The organism is Burkholderia sp. E168m15 (assembly GCF_016586105.1).
Classification (GTDB): domain Bacteria; phylum Pseudomonadota; class Gammaproteobacteria; order Burkholderiales; family Burkholderiaceae; genus Burkholderia; species Burkholderia orbicola.
In genome coordinates, this window is record NZ_BCPO01000209.1 from 1 (window position 1) to 26839 (window position 26839).

Here is a 26839-nt window from a genome sequence, read left to right on the forward strand (position 1 = left end):
AGGCGGCCGGCGAGGTCCCCATGCTGGTCGAGCGGCACGAAGCGCTCGGCGCCGGCGTCGTAACAGTGAATCGTGAACCAGCCGTCCTGCGCGGTGATTCTCGGCATCACGTGCCGCGGACGGAACACCTTGGTGCGCGTGACCTGCAGCGGCGCGCGCCGTTCGGCTGCGGTCGCGATGTCGTCGGCGTCGTGCGACAGGCACCACACCACGCCGTCTCCGCCCGCTTCGCCCGCGCGCCTGACCGCGAACCACAGCGCGGCCAGCGCGTTGCCGGACCAGTCGAGCAGGCGTGTGCGCATCCCGTGCTGCTGCGCGAGCGCGAGCCAGTCGCACGCATCGAGGTTCTGCCCGGGTTCGAGATGCGGCAGTGCGCGCCGCGTGAATTCGTCGAGCATCCGCGCTTCCACGTCAGGCGACGCGCGCTGCCGAGCGATGCCCGGCACGAGCGGCCAGCCGGCGTTGCACTGGCCGCGAAAGAGCCGCAGCGCCATCGTCTGCCGCTGCGCGCCGATCGCGGCCATGTAGTCGGCGACGCTGTCGATCGAACGGCCTGCCGTCTCGTGCTCACCGTCCATGCATCGCGCCTCCTTTCGCAGCCGATAGGACGCACGGCCATCGCCTCGGCACGTGTCCGGTATCGCCACTCATCGGATGCCGAACCATCGATACAGCCGGCTGCGTATCGCCGTCTCGCATCGCGGCTCACGGCGTTTTGCCGCGCTCCTTCTGCCAGCGCTCCATCAGCGCGATCTCGTCGCGCTGCGCGGCGACGATCCGGCTCGCGAGCTGCCGCAGCGTCGGGTCCTTGCCGTATTTGAGCTCGACCTGCGCCATGTCGATCGCGCCCTGGTGATGCGGCGCCATGTGTGAGACGAAATCGCGATCGGCGTCGCCGGTGTACGGCGCGCTCTCCATCGCTTCCATCATTTTTCGGTCGGCGCGCTTGAACGCCTGCGTGGACGTGTCGGGCACGCTGGCTGGATTGGGTGGGCGCAACTGGGCTGCCGCGGGCAGCGCCGACGCGCACGCGGCCAGCAGTGCGCAGGCGGCACAGCGGCGCAGGAATGATCGGTTGAAGGCAGGCATGCCCCCTCCTCGCTAGGAAAGTGAATGGTTCGCGTGTGCGGTCTTGCTCGTCCGGACGCGTGACGGCGGGTGCCGGCGATAGTCGCGCCATGCGATTCACTGCCAGCGCGCATCCGCATGCGGCTGCGGGCCGGGCGGTCGGCACACGGTGCGCGCGAGCGCACACGTCGTCGATCGCCGGCGCGATGGAACGTGCCGTCGCCGCGCTCCGGTCAGCTTGCTTTTTTTGCTTGCGGATGCGGCGTGCAACCGCCGTGCCCGACGCACGCGGCGCGGCATGTGCCTTGCGCGGCTGCCTCCCATCGGCTCATCCCGAACCAAGGAGAAACGGCATGGCGACAGTGGCGGATTTCATCGTCGAGCGACTGTACGACTGGGGCGTGCGCCGCATCTACGGCTACCCGGGCGACGGCATCAACGGCTTTTTCGGCGCGCTGAACCGTGCGGACGGCAAGATCGAATTCATCCAGGCGCGCCACGAGGAGATGGCAGCCTTCATGGCGTCCGCGCATGCAAAATTTACAGGCGAGCTCGGCGTATGCGTCGCGACGTCGGGCCCCGGCGCCGCGCACCTCGTGACGGGCCTGTACGACGCGCGGCTCGATCACATGCCGGTGCTCGCGATCGTCGGCCAGCAAGCGCGGCGCTCGGCGGCCACTATCAGCAGGAGGTGGATCTTCCGGCGCTTTTCAAAGATGTTGCAGGCGCATTCGTTCAGCTTGCGACGGTGCCGGGCCAGGTGCGCCATCTGGTCGACCGCGCGGTGCGCACCGCGCTCGGCGCGCGCACGGTCACCGCGCTCGTGCTGCCGAACGACCTGCAGGAGCTCGATTACGCGCCGCCGAAGCGTGCGCACGGCACCGTACATTCGGGCGTCGGCTACACCGCGCCGAAAGTCGTGCCGTATGCGGACGACCTGCGGCGCGCGGCCGACGTGCTCAACGCGGGGTCGAAAGTCGCGATGCTGGTGGGTGCCGGCGCGCTGAAGGCGACCGACGAGGTGATCGCGGTGGCCGACCGGCTCGGCGCGGGCGCCGCGAAAGCGCTGCTCGGCAAGGCCGCGCTGCCGGACGACTTGCCGTGGGTCACCGGCTCGATCGGGCTGCTCGGCACCAAGCCGAGCTACGAACTGATGACCGAATGCGACACGCTGCTGGTCGTCGGCTCGGGTTTTCCGTATTCGGAATTCCTGCCGAAGGAAGGCCAGGCGCGCGGCGTGCAGATCGACCTGAAGGCCGACATGCTGAGCTTGCGTTACCCGATGGAGGTCAACCTCGTCGGCGACAGCGCCGAGACGCTGCGCGCGCTGCTGCCGCTGCTGAACGAGCGGCGCGACACCGTGTGGCGCGACCGGATCGCGAAATGGAACCATGACTGGCACGACACGCTCGCGGCGCGCGCGGCCGCGAAGGCCAGCGCCGGGCGCGGCGTGAATCCGCAGCGCGCGTTTACCGAGCTGTCGCCGCGCCTGCCCGACGACGTGATCCTGACGAGCGATTCGGGCTCCTGCGCGAACTGGTATGCACGCGACCTGATGATGCGGCGCGGGATGATGGGTTCGTTGTCCGGCGGCCTCGCGTCGATGGGCGCCGCGGTGCCCTACGCGATCGCCGCGAAATTCGCGTACCCGGTGCGCCCTGTGATCGCGATGGTCGGCGACGGCGCGATGCAGATGAACAACATGGCCGAGCTGATCACCGTCGCTAAATACTGGCGCCAGTGGCCCGACCCGCGCTGGATCTGCATGGTGCTGAACAACGAGGACCTGAACCAGGTCACGTGGGAGCAGCGCGTGATGGAAGGCGACCCGAAGTTCGACGCGTCGCAGCAGATCCCGAACGTGCCGTACTACCGCTTCGCGACGCTGCTCGGCCTCAAGGGCATCTACGTCGACGATCCGGAACAGCTCGGCGCCGCGTGGGACGAAGCTCTCGCGTCCGACCGGCCGGTCGTGCTCGAAGTGAAGAGCGACCCCGAGGTGCCGCCGCTGCCGCCGCACGTGACGCTGCAGCAAGCGAAACATTTCGCCGAAACGCTGGTGAAAGGCGACCCGCGCGAGGGTAACGTGATCGTCGAGACCGCGCGGCAGGTGTTGTCGGCCGTGCTGCCGGGCGACCACGGCGACAAGGCCGGCAAGGGCAGCAAGGACGGGAAAGGCGAATCGTAAGCCCCCGGGACGGCGCGACGTTCGCGGTCGGTTCGGCCGTTTTGCGATGATGGCCGGCACGCCGCCGCTGTCGCTGTCGCGTCGTTCCGGAACTTGATCGGCACAGCAAACGACCTTCCGCCAGCCAGACGCGCGCGTAAAAACGCGCCACTCAATTTACAAGGCAGCTGTAACGCGCCGGCCGTTGCGCACGCCATCCCGCCCCCGCACGGCTGCCTACGTGGGCGCCGCGCGTGCACGAAATTTGCTCTGCCGCGAACGGCTGTCGTCATGCCGCCGAATGCGGCAAGGAGTCGTGTTGCTCGTTCCGCCGTCCAGGAAAACGCGTCGTATTACACGCATCGCACCGTTCGCATGGGCAGTCGCGCCGCTCGTGGCGCGCGCGGCCGCCGAGCCTGCGACGCCCGGCAACCCTGCCGCGCCGCTGCCCCTCGCGTACGTCGTGCACGCGGCCGGCCCCGCCGCCCAGCCGGTCTTCGTGCTCGGCTGGGCGCTGCTCGCGCTGTGCACGTTCGTCTGCGTCGCGATCGCCGTGCTGCTGCTGATCGCGCTGTTTCGTCGTCGCGCACAGGCGGGCGGCGGCTACGGCAGCGGGCTGACGATCGTGACCGTCGGCACCGCGATCTCGATCCTGCTGCTGTTCGGCGCGCTCGTGTACATGCTGCGCGTGCTGGGTGCGGTCGCGGCGCCGCCGCGTCCGCCCGCGCTGACGATCACCGTGACCGCGCAGGACTGGTGGTGGGCCGTGCGTTATCCGGACGATGCGGACGGCCCGGGCTTCGTCACGGCGAACGAGATTCATATTCCGGTGGGCGAGCCCGTCGCGATCGAACTGAAGAGCGCCGACGTGATCCACGCGTTCTGGGTGCCGCAACTCGCCGGCAAGACCCAGACGATTCCCGGCCAGACCAATCGTCAATGGCTGCAGGCAGACCGGCCGGGCATCTATCGCGGCCAGTGCTCGCAATACTGCGGCGCGCAGCATGCGCACATGGCGTTCGAAGTCGTGGCCGAGCCGCCTGCCGCGTTTCATGCGTGGCTCGCCGCGCAGCGCCAACCGGCCCCGGCGCCCGCAGCGGGCACCGGCACCGAACGCCGCGGCCAGCGCGTATTCGCCGCACGCTGCGCGGGCTGCCACGCGGTGCGCGGTACCGATGCCGCGGGCGACGCGGGCCCCGATCTCACGCACGTCGGCACGCGCCGGCTGCTCGCGGCCGGCACGCTCGACAACACCCCCGACAACCTGCGCCGCTGGATCGCGCATGCGCAGCAGGTCAAGCCGCAGTCGCTGATGCCGTCGATCGCGCTCGCGCCGCGCGATGCCGACGATCTCGCCGCGTATCTCGCGACGCTGCACTGAACCGAGGACGCCGATGGCCATTGCCCGCGACACGCCCGCCCCGCTCAGCCGCGTACCCGATCTCGGTGAAGCACCGCCCGGCTCCGCGCACGAGCGCGTGCTGGCCGAGCTGTGGGAATCGGAACCCGGCTGGCGCGGCTGGCTCGGCACCGTCGATCACAAGCGCATCGGGTTGCGCTACATCGTCACCGCGTTCGTGTTCCTGCTGCTCGGCGGCGTCGAGGCGCTCGTGATGCGCATCCAGCTCGCGCGGCCGAACGCGACCGTGCTCACGCCTGCGCAATACGATTCGCTGTTCACGATGCACGGCGTCACGATGATCTTCCTGTACGCACTGCCGGTGCTGTCCGGCTTCGCGAACTACCTGTGGCCGCTGATGCTCGGCTCGCGTGACATGGCGTTTCCGCGGCTGAACGCGTTCTCGTACTGGTCGTTCCTGTTCGCCGGGCTGTTCCTGTACGCGAGCTTTCCGCTCGGCGCGGTGCCGGACGGCGGCTGGTTCAACTACGTGCCGCTCACGTCGCTCGACTACAGCGCCGGCGCAAACATCGACATCTACGCGCTCGGGATGATCCTGCTCGGCATCTCGACGACCGGCGGCGCCGCGAACTTCGTCGTCACGCTGCTGCGGATGCGCGCGCATGGCATGTCGATCGACCGGCTGCCGATCATCGTGTGGGGCACGCTGACCGCGTCGGTCGCGAACCTGGTCGCGGTGCCGTCGGTGAGCCTCGCGTTCCTGCTGCTGTGGCTCGACCGCAATGCCGGCACGCATTTCTTCGACGTCGCGCATGGCGGCCGGCCGCTGCTGTGGCAGCACCTGTTCTGGATGTTCGCGCATCCGTGGGTCTACGTGGTCGTGCTGCCGGCGATGGGGATCGTGTCGGATGCGCTGCCGACCTTCTGCCGGCGGCCGCTCGTCGCGTACGAGGCCGTCGCGGTGTCGACCGTGGCGACGATGCTGATCGGCTTCGAGGTGTGGGTCCACCACATGTTCGCGACGGGCATCGCGCCGCTCGCGCTCGCGTTCTTCGGCGCCGCGAGCATGCTGATCTCGATCCCGAGCGCGGTCGCTGTGTTCGCATGGATCGCGACGATCTGGACCGGGCGCCCGGTGTTCCGCACGCCGTTCCTGTATTTCGCGGGTTTCGTGCTGATGTTCGTGATCGGCGGCGTGTCGGGCGTGATGACCGCGGCCGTGCCGCTCGACTGGCAGCTCACCGATACGTACTTCGTCGTCGCGCACCTGCATTACGTGCTGCTCGGCATCAACGTGTTCCCGGTGCTCGGCGGCGTCGCGTACTGGTTCCCGAAGTTCACCGGGCGGATGATGCACGAGCGGTTCGGAAAGCTGACGTTCTGGGTCGTGCTGGTCGGCTTCAATCTCGGCTTCTTCCCGATGCACATCTCCGGGCTGCTCGGGATGCCGCGCCGGATCTATACCTATCCATCCGGGATGGGCTGGGACACGTCGAACCTGCTGACGACGATCGGCTCGTTCGTGTTCGGGATCGGCATCGTGATGTTCGTCGTCAACGCGCTGGTGAGCGCGCGGCGCGGCGTGCGTGCCGGCGACAACCCGTGGGGCGCGGCCGGCCTCGAATGGTCCGTCGCGTCGCCGACGCCCGTGTACAACTTCGCGGTGCTGCCGCTCGTCGCGTCGCGGCATCCGCTGTGGGAAACGCGCGACGATCCAACCCGCACCAGCCTGCGGGTCGGCTACCGGCTCGCGGACGGGCGCGAGGCGCTCGCGGTCACGCCGCTCGCCGCCGCGCCGAGCGCGATCCTGAAGATGCCCGAAGACAGTTGCGTGCCGTTCGTGCTCGCGCTGCTCGCGACCGCCGTGTTCGCGGCAATGCTCGCGCGCTCGCCGACGCTCGTCTGCATGGCCGTCGCCGGTTGCACGATCGCCACCGCCGCGTGGCTGTGGCCGCGCCGCGAACTCGGACAACGCGCGCGCCTGCCGGCCCGCGCCGACACGCTGGCGCCCGCCGCGGCCACCGGGCTTCATCCGGACGAACCGCCGTCGGCGACGGTGCCGCCGGGGGCGCCGGCCGCGTGCATCGAACCGCTGCCGGTCGGCAGTTGCGGCGAACGCGCGGGCGGCTGGTGGGGCGTGCTCACGCTGATCGTGACCGAGGCCGGGCTGTTCGGCTACCTGCTGTTCTGCTACTTCTACCTGCAGTCGCAGTGGTCCGCGCCGTGGCCGCCCGAAGGCATGCCGAAGATCTGGCTCGCGGCCGCCAACACGGTCGTGCTGCTGTCGAGCAGCGTGTTCGTGTGGCTCGCGGAGCGCGCGGTGCGGGCCGACAGGCCGGCACGCGCGGTCGCGATGCTCGTCGTCGCGCTGGTGCTCGGCACCGCGTTCGCGCTGGTTCAGCTGCATGAATGGCGCGACCATCCGTACGGCCCGACCGCACATCTGTACGGCAGCCTCTACTTCACGATCACCGGGTTCCACCTCGCGCACGTCGTGGCCGGTCTCGCGATCCTCGCGCTGCTCGCCGGGTGGACCGCCGCCGGTTTCTTCGGCCGCGGACGGCGCGTCGCGCTGACGATCGGCGGGCTCTACTGGCACTTCGTCGACGTCGTGTGGCTGTTCATCTTCACCGCGCTGTACGTATCGCCCTTCTGGCTGAGGAGCACGGGATGAACGACGCCCGACGCGCGTGGACCCCGCTGCTCGCGATCGCGGCCGGCCTCGTCGGCGCGCCCGCGCTGTGGTTCGCGCAGATGCTGGTGTCGGAGACGCTCGCGTCCACCGCGTGCTATCCGCTCGGCGTCGCGCAGGCCGTGCCGCGCTGGGCGCACGTCGGCGTGTGGCTCGCGCTGATCGCCGCGGGGGCATTCGCGCTGGCCGCCGGGTGCGCGACATGGCTCGCGCGCGCGTGGCGGCACCGGCACGATGGCGACGCGCCCGCCGCGACGCGCGACGACAGTACGCGCTTTCTCGCGCGCTGCGGGATGCTCGCCGCGCTCGGCTTCGTGATCGGTCTGGTGTTCACGGGGATCGTCACCGCTTTCGTGGGGCCTTGCAGTCCATGGCGCTGATCTCGTTCGCTTTGTTTCCGTTCCGATTTCCGGGCCGCCGCGCGGGCGTCGCATTCGCGGTATGCGTCGCGCTCTGCGGATGCGAGATGCGGCAGGACGACAACACAGCCGCACCCGGCAATGCAGCCGACGCCGCGTCGGCGGCGGAAGCGCCCGAGCCCGCGTCGGGCTGGCGGTTCGTGCGGATCGGAGCATCGGCGGCCGAGGCCGGTGCGTCGATGTCCGCGCGCGTGAAGGACGACCGGCGGCTGTCACGCGACCGGGGCGCGTTGGTGGCGGATTCGACATCGTCCGCGGCGTCCACCCCGCCGCCCGATGCGGCTTCCGCTTCGACCGCCCGCCGCCCGGTAATCGCCGCGGCTGCCGCGAGCGCCGACGCCGCGACGCTCGCGCGCGGCCGCTACCTCGCGCTCGCCGGCGATTGCGCCGCGTGTCACGACGCGGCCGACCATACGCCGTACGCGGGCGGCCAGCCGGTGAATTCGCCGTTCGGGCCGATCTATGCGCCGAACATCACGCCGGACCCGACGCACGGCATCGGCAACTACACGCTGCGGCAATTCGACGACGCCATGCGGCGCGGCGTGCGTGCGGACGGCAGCCGGCTGTATCCGGCAATGCCGTACCCGTCGTTCGCGCACCTGACCGACGACGACGTGCGCGCGCTGTATGCGTATTTCATGCGCGGCGTCGCGCCGTCCGCGAATGCGGCGAAGCTCACGCAACTGCCGTTTCCGTTCAACCAGCGCTGGGCGCTGGGGTTATGGAGCCTCGTGTTCGCGAACCGCGACCGGTTCACGCCACAGCCGTCGCAATCCGCGCAATGGAATCGCGGCGCGTATCTCGTGCAGGGGCTCGGCCATTGCGGCGCCTGCCATACGCCGCGCGGGCCGGCCTACAACGAACGCGGCTACGACGAGCGCAGCCCCGCGTTCCTGACCGGCGGCATCAACGACCACTGGTTCGCGCCGAACCTGACTGGCACGGCCCCGGATGGCCTCGGCCGCTGGTCGGCCGACGACATCGCCGCGTTCCTGCGCAGCGGCCATGCGGCGCGTGGCGCGGTGTTCGGCGCGATGGCGCCGGTCGTCGGCGAAAGCACCGCGTTGCTGACGGACGCGGACCGCCACGCGATCGCCGTGTACCTGAAGTCGTTGCCCGCGCAACGGACTGCCGCGACGAATCCGCTGGGTGTGGGCGTGCCGCGGCTCACCGTGGCCGGCCCGCGGCCGGAAGGCGGTCAGCAGGCGCCTGGAGCCGGCGTGTATGCGGGGTTCTGCGCGCGCTGCCACGGTGCGGACGGCACGGGCGTGCACGATCACGGACCGGCGCTCGCGGGCAGTTCGATCGTCGTGGCGGCCGATCCGACCAGCACGATCCGGATCGTGGTCGAAGGCGCGCGGCCCGCGCCGGGGCCGGGGCCGGGGCCGGTGCAACGGATGCCGGCGATGCGCGGCGCGCTGACGAGCGGCGAGATCGCGGCGGTGGTCAGCTACGTGCGCGGTGCGTGGGGAAATCGGGCGGCGCCGGTGTCGGAGCAGGATGTGCGGCGGTTGCGGGGGGCGATTCACAAGTAGCGCGTCGGTTTCGTCGCACCTGTATCCAGCCCGTTCAATGATCGCGAGTCGTTCGATATCGCTGTCGTTTGCGCGGTGCTTGACTTCATCGACGAGACGGTCGTAAATGCACGTCATGATCCGACGACCGCTGCCGGCGGCCTGCCTCGTCGAATCGCTACCGCGCCGGTACAGCGGGATACGCGCCGGAACATCAACGACAACAATCGAACAATCGACATTGACTGAAAAAGAAGGGCAATCGGTGCCACGCCACCCCGTTCGGTCCCGCTTCGGTCCGTTTGCCATGCCGGCGCTGCTGTTGGCGCTGTTTCCGTCGACGACGCATGCCGACGCCGGCGAACTGGGCGGCATCGCGATGGCCGCGTTTACGTTCGCGTCGGCGGTCTGGGTCCTGCTGACGCTGGTGGTGTTCGCGTGGTTCCTGCGCCAGATGCCGTTGCTGAAACGGCTGGCCTGGACCGTGTTGTTTTTCTGCTTGCCGGTGCTGACGCTCGGCGGCGAACTGCTCACGGAATACGCGCTGGGCGGATATCGCGGCCGGGACGAAGTCACGACCAAACCGCTGGTCGTCCTCGGCGCGACCTTCCCGCCCGGCAGTCATGCCGTCTACGACGGCGAAGGCGGTTTTTTCGGCTGGGGTGCGAAGCGCACGCTGCAGTCCATTCATGCCCCGCAGTCCGTCCTGCTCGGCAACGTGCCGATCGACGGTCTGATCTTCATCCCCGAGAGCTGTTGCGACCGGGCCCGGGCCGAAGTCACCGCAGGCACGGTCATCGACGGCTGGCCATGCGGCGAGACCAATTTCGACCTCACACCGGCCGGCCCGGCCATCAGATCGTGCTTTCTGGCCGCGCCCGTGACATGGCACGGGAAAGAATGGCCGGCCGGATCGTTTGTGGAAATCGCCGAAGCGCTCACGCCGGAAAAAGCGAAGTAGCGTTCGACCACGAACCCGATCAACCCGCCCGCATTACCGCCTTGATCTCGACGATATAGCGCTGGCGCGCCGCCGAGCGTATGCGCATGCAAATTCATCTTTCCTCGCCATACGAAATAGACCGGTGCCCCGGCTCAACATCGATCTTCATTTCGTTGATGCAGTCGCCGATCGCACGCCACCGGCCAAGATTGCCGAGCCTCGCCCGCTCGATGCGCAGGCTGATCGCGGCGCTGCCGACCGGGTCGCCAAGACCGTCGAGCCACGTCGGCTACTACTCCGCGTTGCTCGTCAGACCCGTAGGCACCGTGATCGCATTCAACCCCTGGCGCCGCGAACCGCGATCATTCGGCACTTGCCCGGCCCGATCGATCAGGTTTCGATGTCACCGCTACCGACTCGCAACGGCCTGCGCTTCCGGCGCCTGCCACCCACCGCCGAGCGCCTTGAATGCAGCCACCGCAGCACGCGCCGATTCGGTTCGCGCCTGCACGCGTTCGTCGGACGCGCGCAGCAGGCTTTCATCCGCCTGCAATACTTCGATCAGGCTGACCACCCCTTTCTGGTAAGCCGCGAACGACGCGGCCCGCGCGCGGCCGAGCGACTTCACGCCGTCACCGAGAATCGCCGCCTGCTCGTCACGCTTGACGAGCGCGGAGAACGCATTCTCGACGTCCTCGGTCGCATGCAGCGCCGCGAGCCGATACGCAGCCAGCATTTCGGCATCCTGCCCTTTGGCCTGCGCGATCTGCGCATTGATCCGGCCGAAATCGAACAGACGCCAGCGCAAGCCGAGCACGCCCGCAGCCTGGTTCGCGCCGCCGGCAAACAGGTTGCCCGCGCCCATCGTCGTCGCGCTGCCGATCAACCCGCCCAGCGAGAACTTCGGGTAATACTCGGCGATCGCCACGCCGATGCGTGCATTCGACGCCGCCACGCGCCGCTCGGCGGCGATCAGGTCGGGCCGGCGCCGCAGCAGTTCGCCGGGCGTGCCGGTCGCCGCGATCCGCGGCGCGACCGGTACCTCGCCGCCGTCGAGCAATTCCGCGCGATGTGTGCCGGGCTGCGCGCCGAGCATCACGTCGAGCGCATTCATCGCCGCGTCCAGCGCCGCTTCGAGCACCGGCACCGTGGCACGAACCTGCGCGAGCGCGCCTTCGGCCTGCCGCACCTGAAGCTCCGCCGCGAGGCCCTTTCCATAGAGCAGGTTGAGGGTCGACAGCAGATCCTGCTCGGTCTGCACCTGGTGCCGCGCGACCTCGAGCCGGCCCTGCAACCCGCGAATCGTGATGTAGGTATCCGCCGTTTGCGCGGCGACGGCGAGCCGCGTCGCGACCGCCGCCGCTTCGGAGGCCTGATAGTCGGCGAGCGCCGCTTCGCGGCCGCGGCGCAATCCGCCGAATATATCCAGCTCCCAGCTCGCGTTGAAATCGGCCTCGTAGTCGTTGCCATGACGGTCGAAACCGGGCGTCGCATTCAACACCTGCCCCAACGGCGTTTCGACCGACTGGTAGACGCGTGCGGCCTGGCCGCTCACATTGCCGGACGGCAGCAGCGCCGCATTCGCCGCGCCGAGCCCCGCGCGTGCCTGCGCGACGCGCGCCGCGGCCTGCGCAAGATCGAGGTTCTGCGCGAGCGCCAGCGTGATGTAGCGCGTCAATTGCGGATCGCCGAAGCCCGTCCACCACGTCGCGAGATCGGCGTCGGCCGCCGCGTGGCGCTGATCCACGGCGCGCTGCCCCTGGAACTGCCGCGGCATCGCCACGTCCGGCCGCGCATAGTCGGGACCGACGGCACACCCCGCCGACAAGATGGCGGCCAGCGCCGCGGCAACGATGGGTTTGGGTAGCATGAGGGTTTTGGCAAGAATCCGGTGGTGACTATAATACCAAATAGTCACTCGTTGTCCATTCCCGTCAGCTGCAGCCCATGAAAAAAATCGACCCTTCCCCGGCGCCCGCGCGCGGCCCGGCCGACCACGACGTCCGCGACCAGATCGTGGCCGCCGCCACCGAGCACTTCAGCCGGTACGGCTATGAAAAGACGACCGTGTCGGACCTCGCGAAGGCGATCGGCTTCTCGAAGGCCTATATCTACAAGTTCTTCGAGTCGAAGCAGGCGATCGGCGAGATGATCTGCGCGAACTGCCTGCGCGAAATCGAGACGGACGTGCGCGCGGCCGTCGCCGCGGCCGAGCTGCCCACCGAAAAGCTGCGGCGGCTCTTCAAGGTCTCTACCGAGGCGAGCCTCCGGCTGTTCTTCCACGACCGCAAGCTGTACGACATCGCGGCGTCGGCCGCCACCGAAAACTGGCAGTCGGTGCAGGCCTACGAGGCACGCGTGCAGACGCTGTTGCAGGACGTCCTCCAGGCAGGCCGGCAAAACGGCGAGTTCGAACGCAAGACGCCGCTGGACGAAACCGCGACGGCGATCTACCTCGTGATGCGGCCGTACCTGAACCCGCTGCTGCTCCAGTACAACCTCGACACGACCGACGCCGCGCCGGCCCAACTGTCCAGCCTCGTCCTGCGCAGCCTCGCGCCGTGATGCGTCACCGTTTGTGACTATTGACCATATTAGTCACTAGATACACAATGAAAGCCCCGCTCACTTCGTCACTGGGTCTTTCATGGTTCGGCGTCGCCCCGCTTTCTTCGCAGTCGCTTCCGCACTGCCCCTCGCGCTAGCCGCCTGCAGCGGAAAAGCGCCGTCCGATCCGCGCACGGAGGCGCCGCTCGTGCGTACCGCCGTCGTGCAGGCGGCCGTTCCCGCGTCCCGCTCGTTCACCGGCACCGTCGCCGCGCGCGTGCAGAGCGATCTCGGCTTCCGGGTAGCCGGCAAGGTGCTGGAGCGGCTCGTCGATACCGGTCAAACCGTCAAGCGCGGCCAGCCGCTGATGCGGCTCGACCCGGTCGACCTGAAGCTCGCGGCGCGCGCCCGCGACGAAGCCGTCGCCGCCGCACGGGCGCGCGCGCGGCAGACCGCCGAGGACGAAGCGCGCTACCGCGACCTGCGCGGCACCGGCGCGATATCGGCATCGGCCTACGACCAGATCAAGGCCGCCGCCGATGCCGCGAAAGCGCAACTGAGCGCCGCCGAGGCCGACGCCGACGTCGCGCGCAACGCGACCGGCTATGCGCAACTCGTCGCGGACGGCGACGGCGTCGTCATGGAAACGCTCGCGGAGCCCGGCCAGGTCGTCAGCGCGGGGCAGCCGGTGGTGCGGCTCGCGCACGCCGGCAGCCGCGAAGCCGTGATCCAGTTGCCCGAAACCCTGCGTCCGGCGATCGGGTCGGTCGCGCAGGCCGGGCTGTTCGGCAAGCCGGACGTCGGCGTCCCCGCGACGCTGCGCCAGCTTTCCGATACCGCGGATGCGAGAACGCGTACTTTCGACGCGCGCTATGTGCTGCAAGGCGCGCTGGCCGACGCCCCGCTGGGCGCGACCGTCACGATCCACATCCCGGACGACGCGCGCACGGCTTCGCCACGCGGCATGCAGGTGCCGATCGGCGCGCTGCTGGACGCGGGCAAAGGGCCCGGCGTGTGGGTCGTCACCGGTGAACCGGCCAAGGTGACGTGGCGGCCGGTCAAGGTCGAGCATCTCGACGACGACAGCGCGCGCGTGGCCGGCGACGGCGCGCTCAAGCCAGGCGAGCGCGTCGTCGCGCTCGGCGCGCAGCTGCTGCGCGAAGGCGAAGCGGTGCGCGTGTCCGCGCCGGCCGCGACGGTCGCGAGCGCAGGAGCACGGCCGTGAGCGAGCGACGATTCAACCTGTCGGCGCTCGCGGTACGCGAGCGCGCGATCACGCTGTTCCTGATCTGCCTGATTTCGCTCGCGGGCCTCGTGTCGTTCTTCAAGCTGGGCCGCGCGGAAGACCCGGCGTTCACGATCAAGGTGATGACGATCATCACCGCATGGCCGGGCGCCACCGCGCAGGAAATGCACGACCAGGTCGCCGAAAAGATCGAAAAGCGCATGCAGGAGCTGCGCTGGTACGACCGCACCGAGACCTATACGCGCCCGGGCCTCGCGATCACGACACTGACGCTGCTCGACAGCACACCGCCGTCGGAGGTGCAGGAGCAGTTCTACCAGGCACGGAAAAAGATCGGCGACGAGGCGACCAACCTGCCGGCCGGCGTGATCGGTCCGATGGTCAACGACGAATACGCAGACGTCACGTTCGCGCTGTTCGCGCTGAAGGCCAGGGGCGAACCGCAGCGCCTGCTGGTGCGCGACGCCGAAGCGTTGCGCCAGCGGCTGCTGCACGTGGCGGGCGTGAAGAAGGTCGACATCATCGGCGAGCAGCCCGAGCGCATCTACGTGCAGTTGTCGCACGACCGGCTCGCGACGCTCGGCGTGAGCCCGCAGGAGGTGTTCGCCGCGCTCAACGGCCAGAACGTGCTGACGGCGGCCGGCTCCGTCGAGACGCGCGGGCCGGAGATCTTCATTCGCGTGGACGGCGCGTTCGACAAGCTGCAGAAGATCCGCGACACGCCGATCGTCTCGCAGGGGCGCACGCTGAAGCTGTCGGACATCGCGACCGTCGAGCGCGGTTACGAAGATCCGTCGACGTTCTTGATCCGCAACAACGGCGAACCCGCGCTGCTGCTGGGCATCGTGATGCGCGACGGCTGGAACGGACTCGACCTCGGCCGTGCGCTGGACCACGAAGTCGGCGCAATCAATGCGGGGCTGCCGCTCGGCATGAGCCTGACCAAGGTCACCGATCAATCGGTCAACATCAGCTCGGCCGTCGACGAGTTCATGGTGAAGTTCTTCGCCGCGCTGCTCGTCGTCATGCTGGTGAGCTTCGTCAGCATGGGTTGGCGCGTGGGCCTCGTGGTCGCCGCGGCCGTGCCGCTGACGCTGGCCGTGGTGTTCGTCGTGATGGCCGCCACCGGCAAGAACTTCGACCGCATCACGCTCGGCTCGCTGATCCTCGCGCTCGGGCTGCTGGTCGACGACGCGATCATCGCGATCGAAATGATGGTCGTGAAAATGGAGGAAGGCTACGGGCGCGTGGCCGCATCGGCCTATGCGTGGAGCCACACGGCCGCGCCGATGCTGGCCGGCACGCTGGTGACCGCGGTCGGCTTCATGCCGAACGGCTTCGCGCGCTCCACCGCCGGCGAATACACCAGCAACATGTTCTGGATCGTCGGGATCGCGCTGATCGCATCGTGGGTCGTGGCGGTGGTGTTCACGCCGTACCTCGGCGTGAAGATGCTGCCCGACTTCAGGAAGATCGAAGGCGGCCACGATGCGATCTACGACACGCCGCGCTACAACCGTTTCCGCCAGGTGCTGACGCGCGTGATCGCGCGCAAATGGCTGGTCGCGGGGTCGGTCGTCGGCCTGTTCGTCCTCGCCATTCTCGGCATGGCGGTCGTCAAGAAGCAGTTCTTCCCGATCTCCGACCGCCCCGAGGTGCTCGTCGAGGTGCAGATGCCGTACGGCACGTCGATTTCGCAAACGAGTGCCGCCGCATCGAAGGTCGAGGCATGGCTCGCGAAGCAGAAGGAAGCGCGCATCGTCACCGCGTACGTCGGCCAGGGCGCGCCGCGCTTCTACCTGGCGATGGGCCCGGAGCTGCCCGACCCGTCGTTCGCGAAGATCGTGGTGCGCACCGACAGTCAGGACGAACGCGACGCATTGAAGGCCCGCCTGCGCCGCGCCGTCGCCGACGGCCTCGCGCCGGAAGCCCGCGTGCGCGTCACGCAACTCGTGTTCGGCCCGTATTCGCCGTTCCCGGTCGCATACCGGATCACCGGCCCCGATCCCGACACGCTGCGCGGCATCGCGTCGGAAGTCGGGAACGTGATGAACGGCAGCCCGATGATGCGCACCGTCAATGCCGACTGGGGCACGCGCGCGCCGACGCTGCATTTCACGTTGCAGCAGGACCGCCTGCAGGCGGTCGGACTGACGTCCAGCGCGGTCGCGCAGCAGTTGCAGTTCCTGCTCACCGGCGTGCCGGTCACCGCGGTGCGCGAGGATATCCGGACCGTGCAGGTGATCGCGCGTTCGGGCGGCGATGCGCGGCTTGACCCCGCGCGCCTCGACGACTTCACGCTCGCCGGCGCGAACGGGCAGCGCATTCCGCTGTCGCAGGTCGGCAAGGTCGACGTGCGGATGGAGGAACCGATCATGCGCTGGCGCGATCGCGTGCCGACGGTCACGGTGCGCGGCGACATCGCCGAGGGCTTGCAGCCGCCGGACGTATCGGCCGCGATCACGAAGCAGCTTCAGCCGATCGTCGACAAGCTGCCGAGCGGGTATCGGATCGAACAGGCCGGCTCCATCGAGGAATCGGGCAAGGCGACGACGGCGATGCTGCCGCTGTTCCCGATCATGCTCGCGATCACGCTCCTCATCATCATCTTCCAGGTGCGCTCGATCTCGGCGATGGTGATGGTGTTCATGACGAGCCCGCTCGGGCTGATCGGCGTGGTGCCGACGCTGATCCTGTTCCGGCAGCCGTTCGGCATCAACGCGCTGGTCGGGCTCATTGCGTTGTCGGGAATCCTGATGCGCAACACGCTGATCCTGATCGGGCAGATCCATCAGAACGAACAGGCCGGGCTGGACCCGTTCCATGCGGTCGTCGAAGCGACCGTGCAGCGCGCGCGCCCGGTGATCCTCACCGCGATGGCGGCCGTGCTCGCGTTCATCCCGCTCACGCATTCGGTGTTCTGGGGCACGCTCGCGTACACACTGATCGGCGGCACGTTCGCCGGCACGATCCTCACGCTGGTGTTCCTGCCGGCGATGTACGCGATCTGGTTCAGGATCGGGCCGGGACGCACCGCCGGTTCGCATCACGGCGAGCCCGAACCGGCGTCGCTGCCCGACTCCACGCTTGTGGCCACGCTCGACGCACGCAACTGACCGTTCCATCATTCATCCGCTCGAAGGAAACAACCATGTCGAACCCTACCGTTGTCGTCGTGACCGGCGTGTCTTCGGGCATCGGACGCGCCACCGCCGAGCAGTTCGCCAAACGCGGGTGCCGGGTATTCGGCACCGTGCGCAGCATTGCCCGAACCGCGCCCGTCGCCGGCGTCGAGCTGATCGAAATGGACGTCCGCGACGATGCGTCCGTTCAATCTGGAATCCGTACGATCGTCGATCGCGCCGCGCGTATCGACGTGCTCGTCAACAATGCGGGCACGAGCCTGATCGGGGCGGTGGAGGAAACGTCGTTGGCCGAGGCGGCCGCCTTGTTCGACACCAACGTATTCAGCATCCTGCGCACGGTACAGGCCGTGCTGCCGCACATGCGCGCCCGACGCGGCGGACGCATCGTCAACGTCAGTTCGGTGCTCGGGTTCTTGCCCGCGCCGTACATGGGCCTCTATGCGGCGTCCAAGCATGCGGTCGAGGGCTTGACCGAAACGCTCGATCACGAGGTTCGGCAATTCGGCATTCGTGCGACGCTGGTCGAGCCGTCGTTTACGCGGACCAGCCTCGACGTCAATGCGCCGCACGCGAACGCGAAGATCGCCGACTATGACCGCGAACGGACGCTGGCGGCGCGCGCGGTGGTCGACAACGTGAAAGCCGCGCCCGAGCCCGACGGCGTGGCCGCCACCATCGTCGAGGCCGCGCTCGGCGCGTGGCGCATGCGACGCGCGCCTTCTGGAGAGGCGTCTCTCCTGGGCAAATTGAGACGCTTCATGCCGGCCGGCCCGGTCGATTCGAGCCTGCGCAAGAAATTCCGGCTCGCGTGACGCGGCGCGCCGGCGAAACGTCTTGAACGAGGATGCCCGAGCTGTTCGCGAAGCTCGGCCCCGCGCCGAGGCCGCCCGTCATCGACATGCACCGGCAATCGCGACGCGACATGCCGCAGCGTGCTCGCCCGTCATTTGCACGAATAGTTCGCCGCGTCCCGGATCGATCCCGAACCGTTGTACGTCGCCTTCGTCGGATACATGCACACGGGCTGGCTCGCGCTGCCGTCCGCCGACGTCAGCTTGATGCTCGTGGGCGCGTTGCCGTTTTCGACCCAGTTGACCAACTGCGCATACAGGTCCTGCCGGTCGGCATGCGGCAACGGCACCGTATTGGCGGTTTGCGCCGGGCCGGCCGTGCCGTTGACACCGCCATAGCCGCTGCAATGCCCCATGCCCGGCACGAGGAACAGCCGGTCGAACTGCTGCACCGCCGGTATGCCACCCATCCGGCTCGCGACGCGTTCGTAGTAGTGGATGCTGCCCGACGGCGTGATCAGCGGATCGGCAAGACCGTGGTAATGCAGCACCTTCGCACCGTGCTTCACGAGCCCCGACAGGTCCGGGTTATCGGTATTGATGTTGCCGAACGACGACTGCAGCGCGATCCCTTGGTCATAGGCGTTCGCAAGACCCGCATAGCCGAGGCCCTTCCACTTGTTCGCGCCGTTGCCGGTCGCGTTCGTGAAGCCGGCGCCGGCGATCGTCGGGTCCTGCAGCTCCAGCGCGACGAGGTCGGTCGAGATGCTGAACGGAGTCGCGCCGGCCAGCGCGCCGGTGCCCGTGCCGCGCATCAGCCCGAACCACATCTGGTTGCTGGCGAGCGACGTCGCCGTGCCGGTGTCGAGCGCCGGATTCGGCACCGAGCCATCGCGCGTCATCCCGTACCAGGTCTTGTTCATCGCGGTGGCCTGCGCGGCCGTCACGCACGCGGCCGTCGCGTTCGTGCCGGTGACGGTGCCGATCTTCACGCCCGAGCACAGTACGTTCGCGTCCTGGGTCGGATCGTAACGACACTGGGCCGGGTCCATCAGGTAACCGAGATGCTGGCCGCCGACCGTGTCGCACGCGCTGACCGCCGCCCCCGACAGCAGCGACTGCTGCGCATCCGTCAGCGTCACGCCGCCGAGATCGACCTGCGCGACGACCTGCGGATACAGCTCGCCCGTAATGAACTTCGACCAGTTGAACGCAGGCGCGCCGTTCAGGTAGCCGTCGTAGTCGGACGGATTGTTCTGCGCTTCGTTGTAGCCCTGCCGGCCGCCGGTCGAGCAGCCGTCCCAGTACGCATACTTTTGCGGCGTCGCGTAGTACGCGGCGACCAGCGCCTTCGTCTTGAGCGCCAGTTCGTGCAGGCTGCGCTGCGCGAAGTCGTTCCACAGCGTCGTATTGATCGTGCCGTCCGGATTCATCGCGAACGATCCGTTCTGGATCGCGTGCCCGGTATCCGTCGTGCCTACCACCGCGCCCTCGGACGCCGCGATCGTCGCGGCGTTCGGCGTCGCGCCCGCGCTGGCAATCTTCGTCGGGTCGCCGTACGCACCGCCCTGCCACCCGCCGCCGCCGAGGTTGTGAATCCTGCGATTCCAGTTCGACGGCGCGGGCAGCCAGATTTCCATCCCGATGCCGGCCGACGTCGACGGTGCGGCTGACGGGCCCGCGTGGCCCGGCCCGACGTTCAGCTTGACGAGACACAGGCTGTTGCCGGCGACGGGCGTCGCGGACGTGACCGCGGACGCATCGAGCACCAGCGGATCGCCCGCCTTGAACGACTTCACCGCGATCACCGCCGTGTTCGCATCCGGCGCGAATCTCGCCTTCATCGTCTGATCGCAGGTCAACGCGGCATCGGCCGTGCCGCCTCCGGCATTCTGGACTTCGTTGTCGTTGCAACCGGACACCATCAGTATGCCGGCCGCGGATGCCGCGACAGCCATGCCGAAACGCCATCCACCACGACGAGTTCTACCGTTGAGCATCGACGCCATTCCACCCCTCCGTTCTCTCTTGATTGATTCGCGTACAGGGAAAGCCGATACACGCGCCAAAACCGCGGGCACCGCATTGACTAGTCGCGCAGCACCGCCATCGCCTTGATCTCGACGATATAGCCGGGCGAGCCGCCGAGCATGTGCGCGCCGACGGCCGTCCACGCCGGCAGCGGATGCGCATGGAAATAGCGGTCGCGCACCTGCATGAACAGCGGCAGGTCACGCATGTCGGTATGGAAGGTCGTGAGGTCGACCACGTCGTCGAGCGATGCGCCGCCGGCATCCAGCACGCGCTTCAGGTTCTCGAACGCCTGCACGATCTGGGCTTCGCGACCCTCGACCAGCTGCATCGCCGCGTCGCGGCCGATCTGGCCGGACACATAAACGGTATCGCCGACCTTTATCGCCGGTGCATAGCCGATTTTTTCGTACACGGCTTCCATGCCGGCCGGGATGATCGCTTCGCGTTTGCTCATGAATGTCTCCGTGGCCGCGCTTGCCGCGCCGGCCGGTTATGTGAGGGTCGTCGTGCACGCGGCTGCGGCGCGTGCACCGTCAACGCCCTTCAACCCGTATCGCCACCCGCGACCGGCAGCACCGTGCCGGTGATGTAGCTCGCCTCGTCCGACGCGAGGAACAGGATCGGCGCGATCTGCTCGTCGAGGCTGCCGTAGCGCTTGAAGTACGTCGATTCCGTCACCTGCCGCACGGCCTCGCCCATCCACGCCTGTTCCTGCTCGGTGTCGCCGGCCGCATTGCGCGGCACGCGGCGCGGCGGCGCGCTGGTGCCGCCCGGCGCGGTGGCGACCACGCGGATGTTGTGTTCCGCATATTCCATCGCGAGCGCCGACGTCAGCGCATTCACGCCGCCCTTCGCCGCCGAATACGGCACGCGGCGAATGCCGCGCGTCGCGTTCGACGAGATGTTGACGATCGTGCCGCCGCCGCGCGCAAGCAAGTGCGGCAGCGCGGCGTGACAGGCATAGAGCGTCGGCATCAGCGAGCGGCGGATTTCCGCGTCGATCTGCGCCGGCTCGAACGCGGCGAACGGCCGCATGCGAATCGCGCCGCCGACACCGTTGATCAGGATGTCGATGCCGCCGAACCGCTGCACTGCATACGCGATCGCCGCGTGCGCGCCCTCATAGGTTTCGAGATCGGCGACGAAGCCTGCCGCCTCGCCACCGGTCGCCTCGGCCGCCACGTCGGCGACGAAATCCGCGCGATCGACGAACAGCACCTTGCCGCCCTCGGCTGCCGCGCGCAGCGCGACACCGCGGCCGATGCCCTGCGCCGCGCCGGTGACGACGACGACCTTGCCGGAGAATCGTTGCATGGTCATGCCGCCTTTGCCGTGACGTTGGGGGTGAACTTCTCGTAGTGGAAGCTGTTCGGCTTCACGCCTGCGTCGTCGAAATACTGGCGCACCGCATCGACCATCGGCGGCGGCCCGCACAGATACACGTCGACGTCGCCGTCGTTCAGCGCGTCGGCCGGAATGTGCTGCGTGACCCAGCCCTTGCGCGCGTGGTGCGACGCCGCATCGGCAACGACCGTCGCGAAGCTGAAGTTCGGCAGCTTGGCCGCAACCGCTTCGATCGCATCAACCAGCACGAGATCGAGATCGCGCGTCACGCCGTAGACCAGGTGCACCTTCTGCTGCGACCCGCTGCGCGCGAGCACTTCGAGCATCGACAGGAACGGCGCGAGGCCCGTGCCGCCGGCAAGGAACAGCAGCGGCCGCGCCACGTCGCGCAGGTAGAAGCTGCCGAGCGGCCCGTGCAGTTCGAGCGTGTCGCCGGGTTTCGCCGATTCGAGCCACGTGCTCATCACCCCGCCGGGGATCTTCTTGATCAGGAATCCGATCTTCGTGTCGCCCGGCGCGGACGAGAACGAATACGAGCGATGCTGGCCACTGCCCGGCACGCCGATGTTCACGTACTGGCCCGGCAGGAACGCCGGCGCGCTCGCGCCGACGTCGAGTTCGAGCACGACAGCCGCATCGTTGTGCTGCTCGACCTTCGTGACCGTCGCGGCAAAAGCGCTCTGCCCGGTCTTGCACGCGACCGACGACGTCGGCACCGCGATCACGCAGTCGCTTTGCGGCACCATCTGGCACGTCAGCACGAGGCCACCGTCCTTCTCGTCCTCGGTCAGCGCATCGTCGATGTAGTCGTCACCGAGGTCATAGTGCCCGCTCTCGGCGCGGCACTTGCAGGTCCCGCACACGCCGTCGGAGCAATCCATCGGCAGGTTGATCTTTTCGCGAAAGGCCGCGTCGAGCACCTTCTCGCCGGCCTTGCAGTCGATGAAGCGGGTCACCCCGTCCTCGAAATTCAATGCAATCTTGTAGCTGGACATCGCGTCACCTCCACTTCCTTTCATGGCAAACCAACGGCATCAGACGTGATAGACGTCGAGCACCTGCCGGATGTAATCGTTCTTCAGCACGATCTTCTTGTGCGAAATCAGCAGCGCGTCGCCCGCGCGCCGCAACGTGACGAACATCGTGCCGAAGAAGTGATCGGTCACGCGGTAACGGTGGTTCAGCGTGTGAAAGTTGTAGCGCACGTCGACCTCGTCGTCGCGTTCGGCCAGCACCTCGACGTTCGTCACGTTGTGGCTGGTGCGTGGCTCGGGCGTCGATGCGCCGCTGCGCTCGGTCTTGATCCGGAACACGCGATCCTCGAGGCCGCCGCGATCCGCGTAATACATCAGCGAGATCTCGCTGTGCGGATCGTCGGTCGGCCGGTCATCGTCGTCCCATGCGGGCATCCAGTACGTGACGTCCTCCGTGTAGCAGGTCAGCCACGCGTCCCACTCGCGATCGTCGAGCAGGCGCGCCTCGCGATACAGCGCCGCGCAAATCGTCCGGTAATCGAAGCTCATGCCGCCACCTCCCCGCGTTCCTTCTTCAGCGCATCGCGCATCACGTTCACCCAGTGTTCGTGCTGGCACACGAACAGCCCTTCGTCCTCGCTGCGTTCGCCCGAAATGCGCGGCTTCAGCCCCATCTTCCGCGCGTTCTCGTCCGGCCCGTCGACCCACAGCGGCGCGCCGCGCGACAGGTCGTTCCACATCGCCGTGATGCCTGCATAGCCGGCCTGGCACGCGCGAAACTCCTCGAGATCGTCGGCCGTGCCCATGCCAGTCACGTTGAAGAAATCCTCGTACTGGCGAATCCGCGTCGTGCGGTCGGCCTCGCTCTCGCCCTTCGGCGCAAAGCAGAAGATGCTGACTTCCGTCTTGTCGACCGCGAGCGGCCGCACCACGCGAATCTGCGTGCTGAACTGGTCCATCAGGAACACGTTCGGGTACACGCACAGGTTGCGCGTCTGGTTCACGATGAAATCAGCCTGCACGTCGCCCACGCGCGCCTTGATCTCGTCACGATGCTGGTACACGGGCCGCACTTCCGGGTTCATCGTCCGGGTCCACAGCAGGATGTGGCCGTGGTCGAAGCCGTACACGCCCGCGACCGACTTGCTCCAGCTGTTCGCGTCGACCGCCTTGGTGCCGTCTTCCTTGCGGCGGCCCATCGTCGCCGCATAGTTCCAGTGCACGGTGCTCACGTGATAGCCGTCGCAGCCGTTCTCCATCTGCATCTTCCAGTTGCCTTCGTAGATGTAGGACGAGTTGCCGCGCAGCACTTCGAGCCCGTTCGGCGCCTGGTCGACGATCTGGTCGATGATCACGCGCGCTTCGCCGAGATAATCCTCGAGCGGCAGCACGTCGGCGTTGAGGCTGCCGAACAGGAAGCCGCGATAGTTCGCGAAGCGCGCGACCTTCTTCAGGTCGTGCGAGCCGTGCGTGTTGAACTGCACCGGATACTCGGTCGTCTTCTCGTCCTTCACCTTCAGCAGCTTGCCGGTGTTCGAGAAGGTCCAGCCGTGGAACGGGCACGTGAAGCTGCCCTTGTTGCCGTGCTTGCGGCGGCACAGCATCGCGCCCTTGTGCGCACACGCATTGATGACCGCATGCAGCTCGCCGGTCTTGTCGCGCGTGATGACGATCGGCTGGCGGCCGATCCATGTCGTGTAGTAATCGTTGTTGTCGGGAATCTGGCTTTCGTGCGCCAGGTACACCCAGTTGCCCTCGAAGATGTGCTTCATCTCGAGCTCGTACAGCTCCGCGTTCGTGAAGATGTCGCGGCGGCAGCGGAAGATGCCGGCCGCCTTGTCATCCTGCACGGCGGTTTCCAGCAGATGATCCAGGTCGTTGGTGTGGTCGATCGTGGCGGACATGATGGCTCCTCCCATGCGCGTGCCGCGTCCTGCAAGCACGCTCGCATCGGTATCGGTTGAATCTCGGGGTGACCGGCCGGCAGCGGTGGCGCTCGCGCGCCGCCGTGCCGCCGGCGGTTATACCGTGGCGGACGCGCGCAGGCGTTCGACGATCTGGTTGTCCCTGCCCTGCACGCGCGGCGTCAGCACGAAGTTGAACTCGATGTCCTGGTACGTGTCGGCCTTCATGCCGAGTGCGGTGCCGCCGGTCTTTTCGGTCACGGGCGGAATCAGCTCCTCGCGCGTCGCATACGCGAAGTCGTCCCAGATCAGCGGATCGCCGTCGATGTTGAACTGCGTCGTCAGCTTGCGGTGAGCGGGGCTGTCGACGAAGAAATGCACGTGTGCGGGGCGGTTGCCGTGGCGGCCGAGGCGGTTCAGCAACTGCTGCGTCGCGCCCTGCGGCGGGCAGCCGTAGCCGACCGGCATCAGCGTGCGGAATTCGTACTTGCCGTCGGCGCCCGTCTTCACCGCGCCGCGCAGATTGAAGTCGCTCTGCTTGCCTGTCGGATCGAAGTGCGAATAGAAACCGTGCGAATTCGCATGCCAGCATTCGACCACCGCGCCGGCGATCGGCTTGCCGTCGAGACCGGTGACCGCGCCGTGGATCACGAGCGGGCCCGCGCCGTCGTCCGCATCGAGGTCGATCTTCGCGACGCCGTCGCGCACCGGGGCGCCCGCCACGTACAGCGGCCCCTCGATCGTGCGCGGCGTGCCGCCGTCGAGGCCGATCGCCTCGTCCTCGGCGTCCATCCGGATGTCGAGATACTTCTCGAGACCGAGACCGGCCGCGAGCAGCGCCGCTTCGCCATCCTGACCAAGTTTGTTCAGGTAGTTCACACCGGCCCACACTTCGTCGGGCGTGATGTCGAGATCGTCGATTGCTTTGAACAGGTCGCCGAGCAGGCGCAGCACGATCTGCTGCGTACGTGCGTCGCCTTTCGTGCCATTTCCGCCGTTCCCGGCCGCGTTCGATGCGGCCTTCAGCAGGTCCTGCACTTCCGTCGTGTCGAAAACTTTGACGCTCATGATGCTGTCTCCATATGTATTTGGGGGGTGACGGTCCTTGCCTGATTCGAATTACCGCGCGACTTTCGTCAGTCCGTCACGGGTGAAGCGCCTGATCTTGTCCTCGTCGAGCGCGATGCCGAGACCGGGGCAGTCCGGCACGGTCAGTTCGAAGTCGCTGTAATCGAGCGGCTGCGTCAGGATTTCCTCGGTGATCAGCAGCGGCCCGAACAGTTCGGTGCCCCACTGCAGGTTCGCGACACTCGCGAACAGATGCGCGGACGCCACCGTGCTGAATGCGCCTTCGAGCATCGTGCCGCCGTACAGCTCGATGCCGGCCGCGTCCGCGATCGCGGCTACACGCTGCGCAGCGAAGAGGCCGCCGCTCTGTTCGATCTTGATCGCGAACACGTCCGCGCCATGCTGCTTCGCGATGTCGAACGCGCTGTCGGGGCCCTGCAGGATTTCATCGGCCATCAGCGCGACGGGGAAACGGCGCATCAGGCGCGCCAGCGCCGCGGCGGATGCCACCGGCTGCTCGACCAGTTCGCAGCCCGCATCGGCCAACGCCGGAATCGCGCGCGCGGCCTGCGTTTCGCTCCACGCCATGTTCACGTCGACGCGCACCGACGCGCGATCGCCAAGCGCCTTCTTGATCTCGGCCACGTGGCGGATATCCGTTTCCGGTGCTTTCGCGCCGATCTTCAGCTTGAATACGTTGTGGCGACGCAGGTCGAGCATGCGTTCGGCTTCGGCGATGTCGGTGGCCGTATCGCCCGACGCCAGCGTCCAGGCAACCGGCAGGCGATCGCGGCGGCGGCCGCCGAGCAGTTCGCTGACCGGCACGCCGAGACGCTTGCCGTGCGCGTCGAGCAGCGCGGTTTCGAGCGCGCTTTTCGCGAAATGGTTGACCTTCGCGCGCTTGCCGACGAACGCCATCAGCGTCTGGACACGCGTCGCATCCTTGCCGACGATCGCCGGTGCGAGATACGTGTCGATCGCGAGCTTCATCGCTTCCGGGCTTTCCGGGCCGTAGGCCATTCCGGCGATCGTCGTGCCTTCGCCGATACCGGTCACGCCGTCGCTGCAGAACACCTTCACCAGCATCAGCGTCTGGCCGTGCATCGTGGCCACCGACAGCCTGTGCGGACGGATCGTCGGCAGATCGACGAGGCGGGTTTCGATGCGTTCGATGGTGGCGGAGGACATGGGGCGCGCTGCGTGGGGGTGGTTCATGGAACGGATTTATACGCGGCGGGGAAATGGGGCGTCCAATACTTTTAGGCGGGATTTTTGATACCTGACGGGTATTGAAACTGGGCAATGCATGCGGAATATTGCGGTGCGTCATACCTGTTTTGATGAGGTAGGCGGGCGGGGAGGCTTGATGGAGCAGGTTGTGCGGGGTTGGGGATCGTTTGGGCGGCGGGCCGACTGCGGCTGCTTGTGACAGCGTTGTGACAGCGGGAAAATCGGCTGAAAACCGGCAGCCCGGCGAGTCGATCAGGGTTTTCCTGACGGGAAAAACGGGGGCTAGCCGTCCGGCCTGCGGCTTCGGCGTCGGTTTCCGAGCACGACGGGAAGGAAGTGAGCAGGCGGATATCGACGTTCGTCGCCGATGTTCGTCGGTCGTCAAAAGC

Annotated in this window: 21 protein-coding genes and 2 pseudogenes; 10 read left to right on the forward strand and 13 right to left on the reverse strand. The window is 67.8% G+C overall.

From position 1 onward, the window contains the following. Together JMF86_RS32570 and JMF86_RS32575 are read right to left on the reverse strand one after the other, a co-directional pair. A partial coding sequence (locus JMF86_RS32570; RefSeq protein WP_201317282.1) for an FRG domain-containing protein occupies window positions 1-578 on the reverse strand: 578 nt, incomplete at its 3' end. A 127-nt stretch (window positions 579-705) separates the two neighbouring features. Then, window positions 706-1089, reverse strand: coding sequence for a DUF305 domain-containing protein (locus tag JMF86_RS32575; protein ID WP_011545496.1), 384 nt, complete (start codon window positions 1087-1089; stop codon window positions 706-708). 332 nt (window positions 1090-1421) lie between these two features. On the opposite strand from JMF86_RS32575, the pseudogene JMF86_RS32580 reads away from it, so the two are divergent. The 6 genes and pseudogenes from JMF86_RS32580 (at window position 1422) to JMF86_RS32605 (ending at window position 10184) form a co-directional block, all read left to right on the forward strand. Continuing rightward, a pseudogene (locus tag JMF86_RS32580) lies at window positions 1422-3256 on the forward strand (thiamine pyrophosphate-requiring protein). A 298-nt stretch (window positions 3257-3554) separates the two neighbouring features. Continuing rightward, window positions 3555-4616 carry a cytochrome c oxidase subunit II gene (coxB, locus tag JMF86_RS32585; RefSeq protein WP_077179832.1) on the forward strand — a complete coding sequence of 354 codons (1062 nt, stop codon included), beginning with the start codon at window positions 3555-3557 and terminating at the stop codon, window positions 4614-4616. Window positions 4617-4629: 13 nt separating this feature from the next. Beyond that, window positions 4630-7269 carry a cytochrome c oxidase subunit I gene (gene ctaD / locus JMF86_RS32590; protein ID WP_077179779.1) on the forward strand — a complete coding sequence of 880 codons (2640 nt, stop codon included), beginning with the start codon at window positions 4630-4632 and terminating at the stop codon, window positions 7267-7269. Continuing rightward, on the forward strand, window positions 7266-7667 hold the full coding sequence (locus JMF86_RS32595; protein WP_011695019.1) for a hypothetical protein: 402 nt from the start codon (window positions 7266-7268) through the stop codon (window positions 7665-7667). Before ctaD ends, JMF86_RS32595 begins: the two co-directional genes overlap by 4 nt. Further along, window positions 7658-9244, forward strand: a complete 1587-nt coding sequence (locus tag JMF86_RS32600) for a cytochrome c (protein ID WP_201317283.1) — start codon at window positions 7658-7660, stop codon at window positions 9242-9244. The genes JMF86_RS32595 and JMF86_RS32600 overlap by 10 nt, the downstream gene beginning before the upstream one ends. A 106-nt stretch (window positions 9245-9350) precedes the next feature. Beyond that, complete coding sequence (locus JMF86_RS32605) at window positions 9351-10184, forward strand: hypothetical protein (RefSeq protein ID WP_143275975.1); 834 nt, start codon at window positions 9351-9353, stop codon at window positions 10182-10184. A gap of 95 nt (window positions 10185-10279) precedes the next feature. Here the strand turns inward: JMF86_RS32605 and JMF86_RS35440 are convergent. Both JMF86_RS35440 and JMF86_RS32610 read right to left on the reverse strand, forming a co-directional pair. Beyond that, window positions 10280-10449: pseudogene (locus JMF86_RS35440) on the reverse strand (type II toxin-antitoxin system RelE/ParE family toxin); the annotation flags it as partial. A 126-nt stretch (window positions 10450-10575) separates the two neighbouring features. Beyond that, window positions 10576-12036: an efflux transporter outer membrane subunit gene (locus JMF86_RS32610; RefSeq protein WP_077179776.1), complete on the reverse strand. Its 1461-nt coding sequence runs from the start codon at window positions 12034-12036 to the stop codon at window positions 10576-10578. Window positions 12037-12113: 77 nt separating this feature from the next. On the opposite strand from JMF86_RS32610, the gene JMF86_RS32615 reads away from it, so the two are divergent. The 4 genes from JMF86_RS32615 (at window position 12114) to JMF86_RS32630 (ending at window position 17917) form a co-directional block, all read left to right on the forward strand. Beyond that, on the forward strand, window positions 12114-12731 hold the full coding sequence (locus tag JMF86_RS32615; RefSeq protein WP_011545503.1) for a TetR/AcrR family transcriptional regulator: 618 nt from the start codon (window positions 12114-12116) through the stop codon (window positions 12729-12731). An 82-nt stretch (window positions 12732-12813) separates the two neighbouring features. Beyond that, a complete protein-coding gene (locus JMF86_RS32620) occupies window positions 12814-13938 on the forward strand; it encodes an efflux RND transporter periplasmic adaptor subunit (RefSeq protein WP_201317284.1) in 1125 nt (374 codons plus the stop codon). Further along, window positions 13935-17075 carry an efflux RND transporter permease subunit gene (locus JMF86_RS32625; RefSeq protein WP_201317285.1) on the forward strand — a complete coding sequence of 1047 codons (3141 nt, stop codon included), beginning with the start codon at window positions 13935-13937 and terminating at the stop codon, window positions 17073-17075. Before JMF86_RS32620 ends, JMF86_RS32625 begins: the two co-directional genes overlap by 4 nt. A gap of 35 nt (window positions 17076-17110) precedes the next feature. Continuing rightward, the gene (locus JMF86_RS32630; protein ID WP_200160215.1) at window positions 17111-17917 is read left to right on the forward strand and encodes an oxidoreductase; all 807 of its coding nucleotides are present in this window, start codon (window positions 17111-17113) and stop codon (window positions 17915-17917) included. A 131-nt stretch (window positions 17918-18048) separates the two neighbouring features. Here JMF86_RS32630 and JMF86_RS32635 read toward each other — a convergent pair whose 3' ends face one another. The 9 genes from JMF86_RS32635 to JMF86_RS35195 form a co-directional block, all read right to left on the reverse strand. Beyond that, window positions 18049-19854 (reverse strand): tannase/feruloyl esterase family alpha/beta hydrolase, encoded by a 1806-nt coding sequence (locus tag JMF86_RS32635; protein ID WP_235349343.1) that lies wholly within the window; start codon window positions 19852-19854, stop codon window positions 18049-18051. Window positions 19855-19985: 131 nt separating this feature from the next. After that, the gene (locus JMF86_RS32640; protein ID WP_011545508.1) at window positions 19986-20384 is read right to left on the reverse strand and encodes a RidA family protein; all 399 of its coding nucleotides are present in this window, start codon (window positions 20382-20384) and stop codon (window positions 19986-19988) included. An 89-nt stretch (window positions 20385-20473) separates the two neighbouring features. Next, a complete protein-coding gene (gene benD, locus JMF86_RS32645) occupies window positions 20474-21250 on the reverse strand; it encodes a benzoate diol dehydrogenase BenD (RefSeq protein ID WP_201317286.1) in 777 nt (258 codons plus the stop codon). Further along, window positions 21247-22269, reverse strand: coding sequence for a benzoate 1,2-dioxygenase electron transfer component BenC (benC, locus tag JMF86_RS32650; protein ID WP_201317287.1), 1023 nt, complete (start codon window positions 22267-22269; stop codon window positions 21247-21249). Before benC ends, benD begins: the two co-directional genes overlap by 4 nt. Window positions 22270-22308: 39 nt before the next feature. Further along, window positions 22309-22797, reverse strand: coding sequence for a benzoate 1,2-dioxygenase small subunit (benB, locus tag JMF86_RS32655; RefSeq protein WP_201317288.1), 489 nt, complete (start codon window positions 22795-22797; stop codon window positions 22309-22311). Further along, complete coding sequence (locus JMF86_RS32660; RefSeq protein ID WP_201317289.1) at window positions 22794-24152, reverse strand: Rieske 2Fe-2S domain-containing protein; 1359 nt, start codon at window positions 24150-24152, stop codon at window positions 22794-22796. Before JMF86_RS32660 ends, benB begins: the two co-directional genes overlap by 4 nt. Window positions 24153-24269: 117 nt before the next feature. After that, on the reverse strand, window positions 24270-25220 hold the full coding sequence (gene catA / locus JMF86_RS32665; RefSeq protein ID WP_201317290.1) for a catechol 1,2-dioxygenase: 951 nt from the start codon (window positions 25218-25220) through the stop codon (window positions 24270-24272). A 51-nt stretch (window positions 25221-25271) separates the two neighbouring features. Beyond that, entirely contained in the window at window positions 25272-26408 is a 1137-nt protein-coding gene (locus JMF86_RS32670) for a muconate/chloromuconate family cycloisomerase (RefSeq protein ID WP_201317291.1), read from the reverse strand. 71 nt (window positions 26409-26479) lie between these two features. Further along, window positions 26480-26839, reverse strand: a 360-nt coding sequence (locus JMF86_RS35195) for a hypothetical protein (protein WP_236593044.1), incomplete at its 5' end; no start/stop codon positions are given.